Here is a 16,824-nt window from a genome sequence, read left to right on the forward strand (position 1 = left end):
ACCTCCGAACCCTTAACTTTGCGAGCAGGTTTGCGCCCTATAAGGTTTTTTCCCGCTCAGAAGACTTGCTAACATCCCACCGCACCGCGAGTTAACTCATGACTCAAACCCCCAGGCTGATCGGTGATAACTGCCAGTATGAACGCTGGCGCTGGCAAAAAGGCAAAACTATCCTTGAAGATGGCGTCCAGCTGGGGCGTTGATCAGGCGAGGCTGTTTGCAACACGACTCATCTCCGATTCTGCTGCAACCAAAGCAAATCTGCGGTGTAAGTTAAATGTTGCTGTCCCATAAATTTGTCGATTAAACCATGAGTCCCGTCACACATTTCCTGATCGGATGGGTTACTGCGAACGCCACCGATCTAAATCGTCGCGACCGCGCCATCGTAACCATCGCCGGAATCATTCCAGACCTGGATGGCGTCGGTATCGTCGCTGAAATCCTTACCCATCATTCGCCCAAACCACTCACCTGGTGGTCGGATTATCACCATGTCCTCGGCCACAATATCGGTTTTTGCTTCCTCGTGGTTCTGGTTGCAGTTTTCCTCGCCACTCAAAAGTGGAAAGCCGCCATGCTTACCTGCCTCAGCTTCCACCTCCATCTCCTCTGCGACCTCGTCGGCGCGCGTGGTCCCGACCTTCACCAATGGCCCATTCCTTATTTGCTGCCTTTCTCCAACGCCTGGCAATGGACCTGGTCCGGTCAATGGGCTCTCAATGCCTGGCCCAACATGCTCATCACAATGGTCGCGTTGGTCATCACTTTCCGGCTGGCATGGAAACGCGGCTATTCCCCTCTGGAAATGTTTTCTTCAAAAGCTGACCGCACCTTCATCGCCACCCTCCGACAACGATTTCCTTCAGTGGACACCTGATTGCTTGATAGACTTATCTGAATCAGGATACCCAATTTCTCCCACGTCCGCTTTGATATCCGAAAGCGCAATTTCAGGATTTAGCAACGCAACTAAATCCGAAGTAAGCGTTTGGTGGTCGTAAATAGCCTTTACTGCCACCAGCGAAACAGCTTGCTCATAATAGCTCTCAGCCCAAGTTTGGTATGTCTCGGGGTTTCCATCCAGAATGGAGAGCATTTCTCCAGAGCCATCGCTTTCCAACCAATCAATACCCTCGTTTGGCATGACAATGTTCCAGATAGCTTCCTCATTTTTGCGCCAGAGACAGAATGTCGCTTTCTGCATGCTGAATGCTGCTTGATGCAAAAATGATGTGAATTCAGCAGGAACGCTTTTCTGGATTTGCGATGGAAATGATTTGTCCGCCGCTAGAGCCGACTCGTGAGCAAAGCCTTTGAGCGCTGCTCCGTGGAGGGCAAACAAAATGAACCATTCGTCTCCAGATCCATCGCGCATCGAGGCCATCTCCTCGTCCGTTCCCCAGTTCTGTTTGTAACTATAATACCGGAATTCCCATTCCGGACAGATGATGGCATCCAGCATTGCCAGGGATTTGGTGAGGCGGCGCAGCGTCTTGATCTCCGGCATTTCATCTGGATTGGCAGTTGATGGGGGCATTGATATTTGAAATCAAACCAATGCTCGGCTTGCCGTGCAAGGCATTGGACAACGCCCACGAAAATGCTGCCCGACCTGATAGGAGCATAAAAAGAAGCCCTGCCATTTTCAAGCAGGGCTTCCGACAACCTTAAACCGTGGGGAATTAAATCGAAACCGTTGTTCCCTCGTCCTGCACGTTCAGGAAATCCAGCACCTTCGCCACCGATTCCGCCACCGTGAGCTTGCTGGTTTGCAATTCAAGTTCCGCTCTCAATGGGGCTTCGTATGGAGCCGAGATGCCGGTGAATTCCTTGATCTCATTCGCACGTGCCTTCGCATAAAGTCCCTTGGGATCCCGCTGCTCGCAAATCTCGACCGGAGCATTCACGTAAACTTCCACAAATTGGTTATCACTTCCTTCCAGCATTTTGCGCACGAGGTCGCGGTCCGCCCGATAAGGCGAGATAAACGCCGTGATGCAAATAATGCCCGCATCGGCCATCAACTTCGCAACTTCGCCCACGCGGCGAATGTTTTCTTTGCGGTCTTCCGGAGAGAAGCCCAGGTCCGAGCCCAGTCCGTGACGGATGTTATCACCATCCAGCACATACGCATGCTTGCCTATGTTGAACAATTCGCGCTCCAATTCGTTCGCTATGCTCGACTTTCCAGCCCCGGAAAGCCCTGTCAGCCATAACACACAACCGGAGTGGCCATTCACCAATGCGCGTTGTTTCGCAGTGACTTTGCCCTTGCTCCAAAAAATGTTGTTACTCTTCTGGAGACTGTCCGAGGTGCGCTTTGGATAATTGTCCTCAGCCACAATGCCGCCGCCTGAAACTTCAAAACCATCCACGATGACAAACCGCCCTGTGGGAACGATTTCAATGTGCTTATCGAAAGCAACCGCACGCTTGGTGCGAATCGTCAGTTCCGCCACTTCGTGACGACCAACGTAAGGCTTCTCCCCTTCGCGGGAAATAGTCTCGAGGGTTGACGCATCAATGATTTTCTCGATCGACTCAATTTCGCAATCCGCTTCCTGCGTTGCCAGCTTTAGCTTATAAATCTTGCCCTGCTTAAAGGGTTGCCGTCCCAGCCAAAATAAACGTGCCTTAAAGCGGTTCAACTCATAGGGTGGGGCGGTCTCCAATGCAGCCACGGCTCCACGCTCCACGAAAATCTGCTCGGTCAGTGTAATACCAATCGATTCACCCGCGTTTGCACTCTCGCTTACCGGTGCATTCCAACGCTCGATCGTTTTAACCGTGCTCACCTTGTTGCTGGGGCTGAAAAGCAATTTATCCCCAACTTTAACCGAACCTGCCTCGATGCGCCCCGCCAGAATGCGGCGGTCATCAAAGCGATAAACATCCTGAATCGGGAATCGCAACGGCTGATTATCCGGCAAATCGGAAACCTTGAATTGATCCAGTGCCTCCAAAACCGTCGCCCCTTGCCACCAGGTCATGTTCGCACTCTTCGAAGCAATGTTATCGCCATGCTTCGCAGCAATCGGGATGAACAGCTTCGGCTCCACGCCAATGGTCTTCAGGAACGCGCGATAATCCTTTTCGATCTGATTAAATCGTTCCTGCGAATACCCCTGCAGATCCATCTTGTTCACCAGCACGGCAATCTGCCGAATCCCCAGCAGATTCAACAAATAACCATGCCGGCGCGATTGCTCCTGAATGCCTTCGTTCGCATCAATCAACAACAGTGCCGCCTCAGCATTCGCCGCACCGGTGATCATGTTTTTCAAAAATTCCTTATGGCCTGGCGCATCAATGATCACATACTGCCGCTTCTTGGTCTGAAACCAAATCTGCGCCGTATCGATCGTGATATTCTGGTCGCGCTCGGATTGCAACGCGTCCATCAGGTTCGCCCACTCAAACGGCACACCGCGCCGTTCGGCAATCTTCTGCAATTGCTCAAGCTTGCCTTCCGGCAGCGAGCCAGTGTCGTGAAACAGCCGGCCAACGAAGGTCGACTTTCCATGGTCCACGTGACCGACGATGACAATTTTCAACTGCTCAGTGGGTGTTGAAGTCGAATTCATGAAGGGGGTAGATAGCATTGACATCTCAGGTATCCAACCAGGCGGCGAACTCCTTTTTGGAGCGGCTGCCGGTGATTTGCTTTTGCACTTGGCCATTATCAAAAAGGAGGAAGGTTGGCACACCCATTACCCGGAACTGCGCACCCAGCTCTGCATCCTCGGCGGCATCAATTTTAACGATCTTTAAGTTCGGGCGGTCCATGGCCAGTTCGTCGATGATCGGATTCATGTAACGGCAAGGACTGCAGGAATCTGTGTAGAAATCCACGAGCACCCGTCCGGAGTGCTTGAGAACCTCACTTTCAAAGTTTGCCGAAGTAACCAGGGTTGCCATAGGGAATTAATCAGGGTTGTCCAAAAAAATTCTTATCTCCGCGTCGCCGTGGTGAAATTACATGTACCCGTCACGACGCAGTTTTTCGAAAGCGTCCTCGCTCTCCTTGTCTTGAGCCCGACCCGAACGTTCCGAAGTCTTCGTGCGACGCAATTCCTCGATGATATCGTGCACGCTCTTGGCGCTCGACTTAATGGGGAACGTGCAAGGTGCGCAGCCCAAACTGCGATATCGTTCACCGCGCTCATTTGCAAAATACAGCGGGATAACCGGAATATTCTCGCGCTCGATATACTCCCAAATGTTCAACTCCGTCCAATGGAGCAGGGGATGAATGCGGATGTGCGTGCCTTTTTCAAAATCCGTCTTGAACTGATCCCACAACTCCGGCGGTTGGTCTTCGACGTTCCACTCCATGTTCTTGTCACGCGGACTGAAATACCGTTCCTTCGCGCGAGTTGGCTCTTCATCACGCCGCACACCGACAATCACACCGGTGAAATGATGCTTGTCCAACACCTGCTTCAAGCCGTCCTTCTTCAAAGTGCCGCAGCATTCCACACGTGTCGCCTTGCCGTTCGGAAAAGTAACGCCACTCTTGAGAACTTCCTCATTCTTGCCCACGATCAATTGCAAATTCCAATCCTTCACGAGCTTGTCGCGATACTCGATCATGGACCCAATCTTATAGGTGGTGTCGACATGCACGAGTGGGAAGGGGACGTGCCCTAAAAACGCTTTGCGCGCCAGCCAGAGCAACACAGTTGAATCCTTGCCAATACTCCACAGCATCGCCATGTTCTCGAATTTATTAAACGCCTCGCGTATAATGTAAATGCTCTGGTTCTCCAGTTTGCTTAGATAGTCCATGAAATGATCAGTGATGTAATATGGCTGATAATTTGAAAATCCGATTCCCTGCTTAAATCTGAAAGTCCACCTTCTTCGGCAGAAAGGTGTGAATCCCGCATTCCACCTTGTTGAATCCGGTCCAGCGTCCCGCCCGCTCATTCTCGCCGCTCGCAGTTTTATTCGTGCAGGGCTGGCAGCCAATGGAACGATAACCCTGATCCTGCAGCGGATTATAAGGAATCTTATGTTCCTTGATATAATTCCAAACTGCCTCACGCGACCAGTTCGCCATCGGATTCAACTTAACGATGTCTCGTCCCGCCGTTTCATCAAAAGCGTACAGTTCGATGATACCAATGCTCGAGCGGGTATCCGATTGCTGACGGCGCAATCCGGTAATCCAACAATCCAGGTCCGCCAGCTTGCTCCGCAATGGCAGCACTTTGCGCATCGTGCAGCAAAGGTCCGGTTCGCGCTTCCACAGTTCGGGGCCTTGCGCCTCGGCTTGCTGTTCAAGCGTCAGATCTGGAACCAGCGACTCAATGCCAAATCCAAAGAAATCTTCGAGCCGCTTTTTAAGCGCCAGCGTTTCTGGAAAGAGCAGCCCGGTATCAAGCGTAAACACGGGGAATTGAATGCCGCTCTGCTTCGCCAGGTGCATCATTACCAAACCCGCACCTTGGAAACTGGTGCCGATCGCCGCCCGTTTTCCAAACTTCTCCCAAGCCCACGTCAACACTTCTTCGGTTGGTAAAGTATTGAACTGCTGATCCAGCAGGCGCACATTCGCCGTGTTTAATGGTATGCGCGCGCTGCTGGGTAAAATGACTGTATTTGGGAGTTGTGTAAGCAAGTAATTTAGGCGGATGCGGGCCCCGCTCCATCTTTCAGCAAGAGCCGATCGCAGAAGTCACCAAAATGCTCGCCGGGGTTCCGCTCCTGGGCGAAGCGAGCCAGCACTGGACGAAGCTCATTGGTGAGGTCATCGGTTTTAACGTTTTCCTTGTAAAGCCGGTTGAGACGTGTGCTCGACCGGTTACCACCCAGATAAAGTTGATACTTATTCGGCGCGCGACCTACCAGGCCGATTTCCGACATCATCGAGCGGGCGCAACCATTGGGACAACCAGTCATGCGAATGATAATCTCTTCATCCTGCAATCCCACTTCAGCAAGCAATCCCTCAATGCGACCAAGGATGTCAGGCAATACGCGCTCGGATTCGGCCAATGCCAGACCGCAGGTCGGCAACGCAGGGCAGGCCATCGAAGCTTGACGAATGATGCTGGCCTGATTCTCCACCGGAATCCCATGCTGCGCCAGGATCTTGGTGATCGGCTCGCGATCCGCCGGCTTCACATTCGCCAAAATAATATTCTGCGAAGGTGTCAGGCGAACTTCCGTGCGGAATTGCTCCACGATCTTACGCAGCGCGGTCATCAACTGAAACTTGTCGGTGTCCTTCACCCGACCCGATTCAACGTAGAGACCAAGGAAATGATTCCCATCAAACTGCTCGTGCCAGCCGAACAGATCACCCTGCTTGGTAAACTGATAAGCCTTCGCAGTCTCCAGCTTGAAGCCAAGGCGCTGCTCAATCTCATTGCGGAACCACTCCACACCTTTTTCTTCGAGCACGTATTTCAAACGCGCATGCTTGCGGTTCGTGCGATCACCAAAATCGCGATGCACCGTGAGCACTGCCTTTGCGGCTTCCACAACTTTTTCAGGAGTGATGAAACCAATGACATCGGCCAGACGGGGATAAGTCTGCACGTTGCCGTGGCTCATGCCCAAGCCACCGCCAGCAATCAAATTGTATCCCACCAGCTTGTCGTTCTCCACGATGGCAATAAAACCGACGCAGTTCGTGAAAATATCAACATCGTTCAATGGGGGAATGGCAAACGCCGTCTTAAACTTGCGCGGCAAATAAGTCTTGCCATAAAGCGGATCGACGAATGTCTTGTTCGACTCATCCTCCAACGTCAATTCCTTGCCTTCAACCCAGATCTGATGGTACGCCTTCGTATGCGGCAACAACGCATTCGAAACCTTGCGCGCATCTTCCAACACCTGCTCAACCAGTCGGCTCGTCGCTGGCGTCGCTGGCGCCATCACGTTACGATTCACATCACCGCAGGCGGCAACTGTCGTGGCGAGCGCTTCGTTGATCCCTTTCATCAACGGCCCCAGGCTGGACTTTACGACGCCGTGAAATTGAAATCCCTGGCGTGAAGTGATGCGCAACGTCTGGTTGCCATACTGCATCGCGAGGCGATCAAACATCAGATAATGATCCGGACTCACCACACCACCGGGCAGGCGACCACGCACCATAAACTGGTAATGCTTCGCCACCTTGCGCTTGTCGCGATCATCACCCTGGTAAATACCGTGGAACTTTAAAAATTCGTAATCGTCATCCGAGAAGCGATCCACCGTCGTGTTCGCCAAGGTTGCACCAATATTTCCCGACAACGTGGGACAGGCTTCTTTAAGCCCTTCGTTGCGGGACAATTTTGCTGGTGCTGGATCCGTAATCATAAGTTATATACTAATGTTAGTTAGGTTAACAGCTTTGCGCCTGTTGTCAATCTGTTTTTAACCAGCTCACGTTGACTCTTTACGCTACGTGAGTTGTATTAAACCAATTGGGCGTTTATTTCTGTATGGCAAGACCAAAACCATCTTGCTCTTTGAACCGTCGTGTCTAGACTAAGAAAGACAAATAGTCCAATGTAATCGAACGCCTTTTGGTATGGATCAGCGCAAGTTTTATTATTTCGACAATAATGCCACCACTCAGGTCGCACCGGAGGTGGTGGAGGCCATGATTCCGTTCCTGCGCGATTTCTGGGGCAACCCTTCCAGTGCCTATCAATTCGGCAAACAGGTCGCCCGCCATGTGGAGTCCGCCCGGGAAAAAGTTGCTGCCCTGATCAACGCTGATCCGCGGGAAGTGATTTTCACCAGTTGCGGCACTGAAAGTAATAATTCAGCCATTCATAGCGCGCTTGTCTCTCAACCAGGCAAACGCCATGTGGTGACCACTGCAGTGGAACACTCCGCCAATATCAAGTTTTGCGCCTATCTCGAAAAGCGCGGTTATGATATAACTCTGCTGCCGGTCGAATCCGATGGCTCTATCGATATCCACCTGCTGGAAAAATCAATTCGTCCCGACACCGCCATCGTTTCCGTCATGTGGGCGAATAATGAAACCGGTGTCATTTTCCCGCTCGAAGAAATCGCTGCCATCTGCCGCAGCAAAGGCGTTCCTTGCCACACCGATGCCGTCCAGACTCCTGGGAAATTGAAGATAGATGTTGCTGACCTCGGTGTCGATTATCTCTCCCTGTCCGCGCACAAATTGCATGCGCCCAAAGGCATCGGCATGCTCTACGTGAAGAAACGCGCCCGTTATCAGCCTTATATCATCGGCGGGGGACAGGAACGGGGACGTCGTGGCGGAACGGAAAACGTTGCCAACATCGTTGCCTTCGGACGCGCTGCCGAATTGGCCATGGCCACATTGAATGACGAGAATACGCGTGTCCGTGCCATGCGTGATCGCATGGAGAAAACCATTCTCAGCACCATTCCGAATACCGTTCGCAACGGCAGTTTCGATTCACGCCTGCCGAATACTTCAAACATCGCTTTTGATTCTGTTGAAGCCGAAGCCATCCTCCTGATGCTCGACCAGGCTTCCATTTGCGTTTCCAGTGGTTCGGCCTGTACCACCGGTTCGCTCGATCCTTCCCATGTGTTGACAGCAATGGGTTTGACCCCAAGCCGCGCACGCGGTTCCATCCGCTTCAGCCTCGGTGTTTATAATACCAACGAAGAAGTCGATTATTTACTGAAACATCTCCCACCCATCATTTCCCGGCTGCGAGCCATTTCCTCTTCCACCGCGACCATGCCCGGCAAGGAATCCAAGTCGGAAGCTGCTGTCACCAAATAAATTTTCTTTGGCCATCAAAGATTCCCTGTAACGGTCCTGGAGGCCTGAGGGTCTTTAAGTGCATCATTGCCAGTTTCGAGAAAGCAGAACTATGAAAACTATTATTGCCGTCCTCCTGGCGGCCGCAGTCGGCTTTGCTGCCGCTTACGGATATGTCGTCCACCAAAAAGACCTCCAACTCAAAGCGCAACAAGCTCAATGGCAATCCGAGAAGGATGGTTTGGACAAGCAGTTGGCCGATGCACAAAACAAAGCTGGTCGGATTGAAAAGGTGACCGTGCAAGCCGCCGCCGCGCCCGTTGCTCCGGTGAAAGTTTCCGCTCAGGAATGGCTGGATAGATTGATCAAGATCCAGCCTGGCTCCGGTGCCGGTCGAATCGAAAAGCTCCGTGAAATCGTTTTTTGCCTGGGCAGTTTGGCCGAAACCGGTCAGGAAGCGGTTCCTGTGATTGGCGCGTTTCTTGCCAAGAACGAAGATGTAAATTATTCCTCCACTGAAACCGACAATAGCGATCGTCGCAGTCGCTACGGCAGTGGACGTCGCAGCTCCGTGACCCTGGATTTTACATTCCCTCCTTCACTCCGCATGGGGCTGTTCGATGCCTTGAAGCTGGTGGGTGGAGAAGCCGCTGAAAAAGTTTTGGCTGATGCTTTGGGCACCACAGGTCGCGGCGTAGAGGTCGCTTATCTCGACCACATTTTGGATGCCATGGCTCCCGGCAAATATCGCGACCTCGCTTTGACAGCCGCGAAAGATCTTCTCACTCACCCTCCTGACATCGCCAGCCCGGACAAACTCGATGAAAACTCCGAAGATTATCTCTTTAGTGTGCTCGAGAAATACAAGGACACCTCCTTTGCCGCCATCGCTGCTTCGCTCCTCATCAAAGCCAACGGTCAGTTGAATCGCGCCGCTTTGAAATATCTGGATAACGAGCAGTCGGTTCCCACTTTATATCAGGCTTACAACGACTCGCGCCTCACCAACCAATGGGACAAGGCAAGTATCGCTTCGCGCGTGCTGAATTACGCCGGTTTGAATCCGCAGGCCAACCAACTTTTCAAGGATATAGTTGGAAATACGAATATCGATTCTCGCATGCGTTCTTTTGCGGTGGCGCGCCTCGTGGGCGGTAATTTTGGCCCCACCAGTAGCGATACTCCTACGGACCCGCAGCAGATCATTGCACGACAAAAATTGCTGACTGAAATCGCTCCCGGCTTCCAAGAAGATCCACGCATGGCCCGCGCGATCGTAACCACGCTGGACCAACTTGCAAACCAGCAAAACGGCGGACAAACTGATCCAAATCAAGCCTCAGTCGATCCCAATGCTGGTGGCAATAATACCACTTCAGGCGGGAACAATCCTCGCTCCCGAAGCGGACGGACTCGCGGTGGACGGACTCGCGGTGGCAACAATGCCGCACCTCAGCCCCAGGACCAAAGCGCTGGTGGCGATGTTATTCAATGACAGTTCCCCAGCCCCACGAGCCCGCACTCAACTTGGGAAAACCGTTCTTGAATTCCTGAGAGTTTGTGACTTCCATGGTGCGTGATTCATCGAGCAAACACTTCAAGCCGCTTTGCACTCTTTAGCAATCTTGCTGCCAGCCTTCTGCTAATTTTTGCGTCCGGCTGTGCTACTTGTAAATTCTTCAGCAAGTCTCCCGAACAGGAACGTGCTGATCGTCAGGATCAACTCCGCGGCACGCTTGCCACCTACTGTAGCGCGCCGCATTTGCCCGATGGCCGCGTGGATGTTGAAAAACTGGTCAAGGAATTGGTCGATGTCCATGCCAATACTTACAGCTTCTGTATCCATACAAGCAGCAATGATTGGGATGACCTGCAACTGTTCCTCCCCCTCGCTCGTAAGCAGGGGATTAAAGTATGGGGCTCCATCGTCCCTCCTTCGGAATCTCCACCGCGTGCCAAATTGTATGCTGAACCTTTCAAACTTGATTATGACCGCTGGGCCATCGAGTTCGCAAAGCTAAGCCTGCGTGAAACGAATCTGGTGGCCTGGAGCATCGATGATTTTACTCATAACCTTAAAGTATATACGCCAGTTCAGGTGAACCAGATGTTGACTGCCGCCCGCAAGGTGAACCCGAAGCTCGCTTTCGTTCCCTGCTGCTATTACAAGGCAATTACACCCCAGTTTGTTACCAATTACTGTCCTTTGCTTGATGGCCTTCTCTTTCCCTACCGCGACGAATCCCACGGGGCCAATCTAAAGAACCCTGACAATGTCGAGTTTGAAGTGAACAAGATCAAGGAAATGACCGGATATTCGTACCCTGTAATTTTTGATGTATATGCCACCAAGCATAGCTCCCTGGGATCCACCACTCCTGACTACGTCGAAACGGCCATGACCTTGGGCCATCGTTCGGCCGATGGCGTCATGGTCTATTGCCACCAGGACCCTCAGCTGAACCGTGAAAAACATGGGGTGGTGAAGAGATTATTCACAGGTTGGGCGGGTGAATAATGGAATCGGGACCGAAGCGGGATACTTTGTTTCGCTCTCCTACGTCGCCGGCACGTAACGCTGAAATAATAACGCTGCCAAAAACAGCAGGATGAAAACTCCCGCGAACGGGCGACCGACATCAGCGACCGCCAGTAAATCCACCCAAACAATGCCTGCCAGCAGTCCCGACACCGTGCGACCAATGTTTCTTTCCGGACTCCAGAGGGTGTATCGCAACGACCGCATGACCCATAATCCAAGTATGCCACTAAATAACAGTGCAGGAGTTTGATACTGTCCTTTGTTCATGAGCAGCGCCAGGACGATGGGCAATGCCAAAAACAAAATGGGCCAATAACGCAATGCTCCCCGTGTGCTTTCCTTGCGCGCAATGTAACTCAATCCAACAATGTAACCCGCCAACGCAAAGGCGCACCAAACCGACCAACCGGTAACACCATTCACCGCCACAGACGCAGCGACGAGATAGAGAAAGAACCGGCAACTCGCCATCAGAACGGGCGAAAAAGTGACCAGTTTGTGCACCGCGTCATACGCAAGAATGCAAAGCGTCAACACGATCGCGAGAAAACCTGTTACTTTCCCCAGCAACATCAGGCAAATGATTCCCACTACCAGCATTCCGAAGCCAATTTGCCAAACTTGTTTTAAGGGTATCGCTCCGGACGGAATTGGCCGTTCGCGTCGAAATCGTGAATCAAACTCAGCATCAAACGCATCGTTCAAATACATACCGCCGAGATAGAGCAGGGTCGCCCCCAGGAATAACCATGGCAGCTTTTTCAGGTTTCCACCGCCTCCCAACCACCATCCGGCAAGGCAATTGGACCAGACCGTAGGTAGGTTCGACGTGCGACCGAGAATTAAGTATGTACGGGCGGAGGACATCTCGGCTTTCAGATGGACACATCTTTCTTAATGACAGCGGTAATCAACATCGGCCTCTTAATACCCTGAGTTTCCCGAATCTTCAAACCTTGTTCGCAAGGCCTCTTTCCGACAACTGCTCCAAAGTCCAGTGATACTCAGCCACGAGTTGATCCACCACGCTGCGATTCTTCAGCTCCGAAGGCAAAACTTCCCAGGTATAGGTCTCCATTTCCAAATGGGAACAGAGCTTGGGATTTACCTTCAAAAGGTCCAGCACTCCCAGGACATGGTCCGCCGTGCTTTCATAAAGTTTTGTCCCCGGACTGTGCAGCGGAATATGGAAATGAATGCGCCACTCATCGGCCTCTCCAGTCCGTCCCGCCAGGGCAGGGGAGAGATCCTTATAAATCACCCGCTCACCGCCCGCAGTCCTGACCACCACTTGATGCAGATAAATATCATCAGCGAAAGATGCCAGCGTCTGCCGAACCTCTGCTGTCGGACGCACCTTCAACGCGGAACTGAGATGCAGCTTGCTGATTTTAATCCCATGCTTCTGCAAAGCGCCGATCGCATCTTTTGGTTCCTCAAACTCCACCGCCAGATGGCAGGTGTCGTAATTAATCCCTAAATGCTCGTCCAGGCGCGGATCGTTCGGATGCTCCGCCCGCATTTGATCAAAAAATTTAATACTCTCGGCGCTCGTCTCGAAATAACCCAGCGGCTCCGGTTCCAATCCCAAATGCAGTTTCTTTCCAGTCCGTTTGCTTAATGCCGCAATATGTTCAACACAAGCCCAGATGTTCTTGCGAATTTCCCGTTCCTGCTCCGGGTTGGTAATGAACTCCTTAAACGAGCCCGGCAAGGTGCTGACGCTCCCTTCGACTCCTGCCGGAACTAATTCGGCGATGATCTCGAACAGCAAATTCGTGTAATCAAGTCTCTCTCGCGAAGTCCAGTCCGGCCGATAAACCTGTTCCTTCACCCTTGATCCATGAAAGCGGCCGAAAGGAAATCCATTAATCGTGAAAACGTAACAGTTATTCTCCTCCAACCATCCCTTGAACGCACTCAACCTGCCAGGTTCCTTCAATTCCTGCGCTGCCGTGTTACTCAGGCGAAGTCCAATGGCATAAGGCTTGTCTGGGCAGACCTGCTGGCGCACAGCAAGAGCGTATTTTTTTAACGAATCAAAAGTTTCCTGCCAGTTCTCACCACGATGAATGTTCGTGCAGTAGGCGAGATGCAAACCATGGTTCAATTTCATCGACTTAAAACAACTCTTACGATTTCTGTTTGCCTAAAAAATCCACTTTGGCGCTCAACTCTGGTGTCAGATACTTGTCCGGATCTTTGATCTGCACCTTGATCTGCAGCGTTCCTTTTTGACGATTTGCTTCGGGCGCAATTTCTGCCACGTAGCCCTCGTAGGACTTGTCCTGGTACGCCTCGGGAGACACACGGCATTTTTGTCCCATATAAATCTTGGATAAGTCGGCTTCATTAATATCGATTTCCACTTGCAAGTCCTTGGGGTCAGCCACGGCGATGAGCGCGGTACTCGGGCCGCGTGTGCCTCCAAAACTTTGCGGCACGACGAGTTCATTCGGCTGAACCAGTTTTTCCAGCACGACGCCATTGATCGGTGAACGGATGATCGTCCAGTCAAGGTAAGTCTTTGCCAGTTCATACGACCCCTGAATTTCCTTTAAAGTTGCTTCTGCTGATTCCAACTGCAGTCGCGCATCATCCTCCGCCTTCTGGGATTCAATCTGGGTTTTATTGAGTTGCTTGATGCGCTGGTAATCTAACTTCGCCTTGTCCACGTTCGCTTTGGCAGTCGCCAATCTTCCTTCAACTTCATGCACGCGGGCTTTGTACTCGGCATCGTCGAGCGTCACGACGATTTGTCCATTCGTCACGGCATCGCCTTTCTTAACCCCTATCCAAGTCACTGTTCCCATATACCGAGGACTCAGTTCAATGCGCTCGCGATTGATGATGTAACCACTCACGGTCAAAATCGTATCTGGACTGCTGCCCGTTGTTGCATTCGCTGTGGCTGGAGCGGTCGGTGTGGGTGAGGAGGATGCCTTCGCAACCGAATTCGTCGAAGGTTTGCCGGGGCCATTGGCCACCAATCTGGAGCTATCCTTGGCGCGCGGCCAGGCGAAGAACACTGCGACGCCCGTCAACAAAATCACGATCAGGAAAATGCCGAACAACGAGCCTTGTGGCCGTTGCTTCTCTGCTTGAGGAATCTGTAACTCTCTTATCTTGTCTGAGTTCATTTATAACTGACTTAGTTTGCTGCTATTATGGCAAATAGAAAAGGGGTAAATGCGAAGTGCCGTGTGGTTTCGACGTGACAGCATTACCCTCTAAATAGATTTCAAAGCCGCAATGACTGGCAGCCTTGCTGCCTTGATGGCTGGAAATAAACTTCCCACCAAACCAACCAACACCGAGAAAACCAGGCCTTGCACAAACAATTCCGGGGTCATTTGGAACTGAAAAACGGTTTCACCCCAGGTTTGGAAGTTCAATGTGCCGATGGAATAGCCAAGCAGCGGCAAAGGTATTGCCAGCAAACATCCAATAATTCCGCCCAGCAAGGATAGGAACGCTCCTTCCAACAGAAAACTGATCAAAATCGCGCGGCGCCGATACCCCAAAACCCGCAACGTGCCAATTTCCCGCGTCCGTGCCCCCACACTCGCATACATGGTATTCATTGCGGCAAAGATGGCGCCAATGGACATCGCGGTGGCCAAAAACTTTCCCAGAAACTTGATGGGTGTGGCCGTTTTGGTTTGCGAGGCGTAATACTCCACTTCCGCAAGCGCCAACAATGGTAATCGCTTGTCCGACTCGATTCGTTGAATGAACGCCTTTCCCGCAGCATCGTCACTTGCCCGTACCAGCACACTTGAATAATTTTCGCGATCGAAGAGGGAACGGGATTCATCGGCATCCATCCAGATTTCTGAATCGAACGCGCTATTCCCGCCATCCGTCATCCCCACCACGGTCAGCTCTTTGCCGCCGGTCTTGAACTTGCCTCCAATATCAAAGTTCGCAAACCGCGCCGCCAGCTTCTTCGCCACGACAACCTCGCGCTTGCCTGGCGTAAACCAGCGTCCATTCACCAGTGTTACCTGTGGACGTAATTCTATTCCCGCAGGGGAGATGCCGCGCAATAACACGTTGGCTTCTCCACTCCCGTCTCTGCGCGGCAGGCTGACCAGCACCAACACGTCTGCTGAAATCAATGGCTGTCCCTTGGCATCCCGGACAATTTGCGGGAAATAATTGAATTCCTTTAATTGCGACCGCGTCACCTGGCTGCTTGACTCTGCAGTGGACCCTTTACGGACGATCATGATGTTGCGGGGATCGCCAGTGTTCCGGCTCGATTTCTCCAACCCGATGGCCATCGTCTGCATCACCATGTAAACCGCCACCACCAACGCAATGCCGGCCACCGTGGCCAGGGTGGCGCGCCAGCGCACGAACACATTGCGTATGTTATAGGTAATAGGTAAGGCCATGGCTCAATCTAGGGTTTTCAAGCCATCGACAACACTAGTGCGCGCGGCAGAGATGGATGGCATGATGCTCGCCACAATTCCCAATCCTGCGGCTACGCAGGCGGCCATTCCCAGGATCTTGGGCGTTACTTCAAACGTGATAAAGATGCCTCCGGTCATCTTCGATATGCTCCCGTAGGTATAAAGCATGTAGGCACCTCCCGCACCCAACAAAGCGCCGAACATTGCCAGTCCAAAACTTTCCGCCAGGATAAATGCGAAGATTTCGCGGCGGCGGAATCCCAGCGCCTTCAACACGGCGAGTTCCCGAAAGCGCTCGCGAATTGCCATGCTCATGGTGCTGGCACTTACCAGGATCAGCGAGAAGACAACCACGGTACAGATGGCTCCCACCAATATTTTGATGTTGCCCCACATGGAAATGAAACTCAGTTGAAAAGCCCGTTCGCTCTCTGCTCTCACCTCCGAGGAGGTGTTCATAAAGGTATTGTTAATGTTCGTGATGACCTTCGGCATATCCTCCGCGGATTTCACCTTTACCCACCACATGCCCACCTGGCCTAGATCGCCAGTGGCTTCATCCAGATACTTGTGATGAAAGAACATGTTGCGGTCATCGATGCTTCCCGCGTAAATGCCTGCTATTTGAAATTCCAGAGTGACGGGATAAATGGTGCTGGGCAACGTGATCTTGTCCCCAATCTTCAGGTGATACTTATCGGCTGTGAGCTTGCCAATAATACAACTGCGCACGTTGTTTTCAAACGCCTCGAATTGGTCTTCCGGCATTTTCGAATCGCCAAAAAGTTTGCGAAACTGTTTCGCATCCATGGCAAACTGCGCAAACGTGAGTCCGCCTTCGTTTTTATATTCCCCACCAAACCAGCTAAACGGTGAGACAGCCTCAACTCCTGGAATGCGTTCAATAATGGGGCGTTGCTTGGCTGGCAGCAGGTTTGCCAGTGAAATCTTGCTTCGCACCACAACCCGCAGGGCAGCTCCAACATCTTCCGGCGGCAAGGTGAGTTCGCGCAATGCCACCAGCAAAGTGACCAAAAGGAACAAGCTTACCGCCACGCTCAGAATCGAAAGGGTCGCCCGACGCTTGTTGCGCAATGCATTTTTAAGAATGAATGTGCCGATCGTCATTCTGAAACCAG

15 protein-coding genes are annotated in these 16,824 nt (G+C 52.0%); 4 read left to right on the top strand and 11 right to left on the bottom strand.

The features are described 5' to 3' along the window. Nucleotides 1-310: 310 nt before the first annotated feature. Entirely contained in the window at nt 311-880 is a 570-nt protein-coding gene (locus CFLAV_RS20600; RefSeq protein WP_007416760.1) for a metal-dependent hydrolase, read from the top strand. On the opposite strand, the gene CFLAV_RS20605 is transcribed toward CFLAV_RS20600, so the two are convergent. The 6 genes from CFLAV_RS20605 to CFLAV_RS20630 all read right to left on the bottom strand — a co-directional run bounded on the left by CFLAV_RS20605 (nt 866) and on the right by CFLAV_RS20630 (nt 7,320). After that, nucleotides 866-1,540 (bottom strand): hypothetical protein, encoded by a 675-nt coding sequence (locus CFLAV_RS20605; protein ID WP_063816448.1) that lies wholly within the window; start codon nt 1,538-1,540, stop codon nt 866-868. The genes CFLAV_RS20600 and CFLAV_RS20605 overlap by 15 nt on opposite strands. Nucleotides 1,541-1,685: 145 nt before the next feature. Continuing rightward, nucleotides 1,686-3,587 (bottom strand): adenylyl-sulfate kinase, encoded by a 1,902-nt coding sequence (gene cysC / locus CFLAV_RS20610; RefSeq protein ID WP_150107519.1) that lies wholly within the window; start codon nt 3,585-3,587, stop codon nt 1,686-1,688. Between the two features lie 25 nt (nt 3,588-3,612). Then, the gene (locus CFLAV_RS20615) at nt 3,613-3,921 is read right to left on the bottom strand and encodes a thioredoxin family protein (protein WP_007416763.1); all 309 of its coding nucleotides are present in this window, start codon (nt 3,919-3,921) and stop codon (nt 3,613-3,615) included. Nucleotides 3,922-3,978: 57 nt separating this feature from the next. Continuing rightward, nucleotides 3,979-4,791, bottom strand: coding sequence for a sulfate adenylyltransferase subunit CysD (gene cysD / locus CFLAV_RS20620; RefSeq protein WP_007416764.1), 813 nt, complete (start codon nt 4,789-4,791; stop codon nt 3,979-3,981). A gap of 52 nt (nt 4,792-4,843) precedes the next feature. Next, complete coding sequence (locus CFLAV_RS20625; protein WP_007416765.1) at nt 4,844-5,626, bottom strand: phosphoadenylyl-sulfate reductase; 783 nt, start codon at nt 5,624-5,626, stop codon at nt 4,844-4,846. Between the two features lie 5 nt (nt 5,627-5,631). Then, entirely contained in the window at nt 5,632-7,320 is a 1,689-nt protein-coding gene (locus CFLAV_RS20630; RefSeq protein WP_007416766.1) for an NADPH-dependent assimilatory sulfite reductase hemoprotein subunit, read from the bottom strand. 214 nt (nt 7,321-7,534) lie between these two features. Here CFLAV_RS20630 and nifS point away from each other — a divergent pair, with 214 nt between their 5' ends. The 3 genes from nifS to CFLAV_RS20645 all read left to right on the top strand — a co-directional run bounded on the left by nifS (nt 7,535) and on the right by CFLAV_RS20645 (nt 11,240). Next, a complete protein-coding gene (gene nifS / locus CFLAV_RS20635) occupies nt 7,535-8,743 on the top strand; it encodes a cysteine desulfurase NifS (protein ID WP_007416767.1) in 1,209 nt (402 codons plus the stop codon). Nucleotides 8,744-8,834: 91 nt separating this feature from the next. Beyond that, the gene (locus CFLAV_RS20640) at nt 8,835-10,217 is read left to right on the top strand and encodes a hypothetical protein (protein WP_007416768.1); all 1,383 of its coding nucleotides are present in this window, start codon (nt 8,835-8,837) and stop codon (nt 10,215-10,217) included. Between the two features lie 81 nt (nt 10,218-10,298). After that, nucleotides 10,299-11,240: a hypothetical protein gene (locus tag CFLAV_RS20645; RefSeq protein ID WP_007416769.1), complete on the top strand. Its 942-nt coding sequence runs from the start codon at nt 10,299-10,301 to the stop codon at nt 11,238-11,240. 39 nt (nt 11,241-11,279) lie between these two features. Here the strand turns inward: CFLAV_RS20645 and CFLAV_RS32785 are convergent, their stop codons facing one another. The 5 genes from CFLAV_RS32785 to CFLAV_RS20670 form a co-directional block, all read right to left on the bottom strand. After that, a complete protein-coding gene (locus tag CFLAV_RS32785) occupies nt 11,280-12,131 on the bottom strand; it encodes a UbiA family prenyltransferase (RefSeq protein ID WP_007416770.1) in 852 nt (283 codons plus the stop codon). An 82-nt stretch (nt 12,132-12,213) separates the two neighbouring features. Beyond that, nucleotides 12,214-13,380, bottom strand: a complete 1,167-nt coding sequence (gene eboE, locus CFLAV_RS20655; protein WP_007416771.1) for a metabolite traffic protein EboE — start codon at nt 13,378-13,380, stop codon at nt 12,214-12,216. 16 nt (nt 13,381-13,396) lie between these two features. Beyond that, on the bottom strand, nt 13,397-14,404 hold the full coding sequence (locus CFLAV_RS20660; protein ID WP_007416772.1) for an efflux RND transporter periplasmic adaptor subunit: 1,008 nt from the start codon (nt 14,402-14,404) through the stop codon (nt 13,397-13,399). A gap of 90 nt (nt 14,405-14,494) precedes the next feature. Continuing rightward, entirely contained in the window at nt 14,495-15,664 is a 1,170-nt protein-coding gene (locus tag CFLAV_RS20665) for an ABC transporter permease (protein WP_007416773.1), read from the bottom strand. A 3-nt stretch (nt 15,665-15,667) separates the two neighbouring features. Beyond that, nucleotides 15,668-16,813, bottom strand: a complete 1,146-nt coding sequence (locus CFLAV_RS20670) for an ABC transporter permease (RefSeq protein WP_007416774.1) — start codon at nt 16,811-16,813, stop codon at nt 15,668-15,670. Nucleotides 16,814-16,824 lie beyond the last annotated feature (11 nt).

Origin of the sequence: Pedosphaera parvula Ellin514 (assembly GCF_000172555.1) — a bacterium.
Lineage (GTDB): Bacteria > Verrucomicrobiota > Verrucomicrobiia > Limisphaerales > Pedosphaeraceae > Pedosphaera.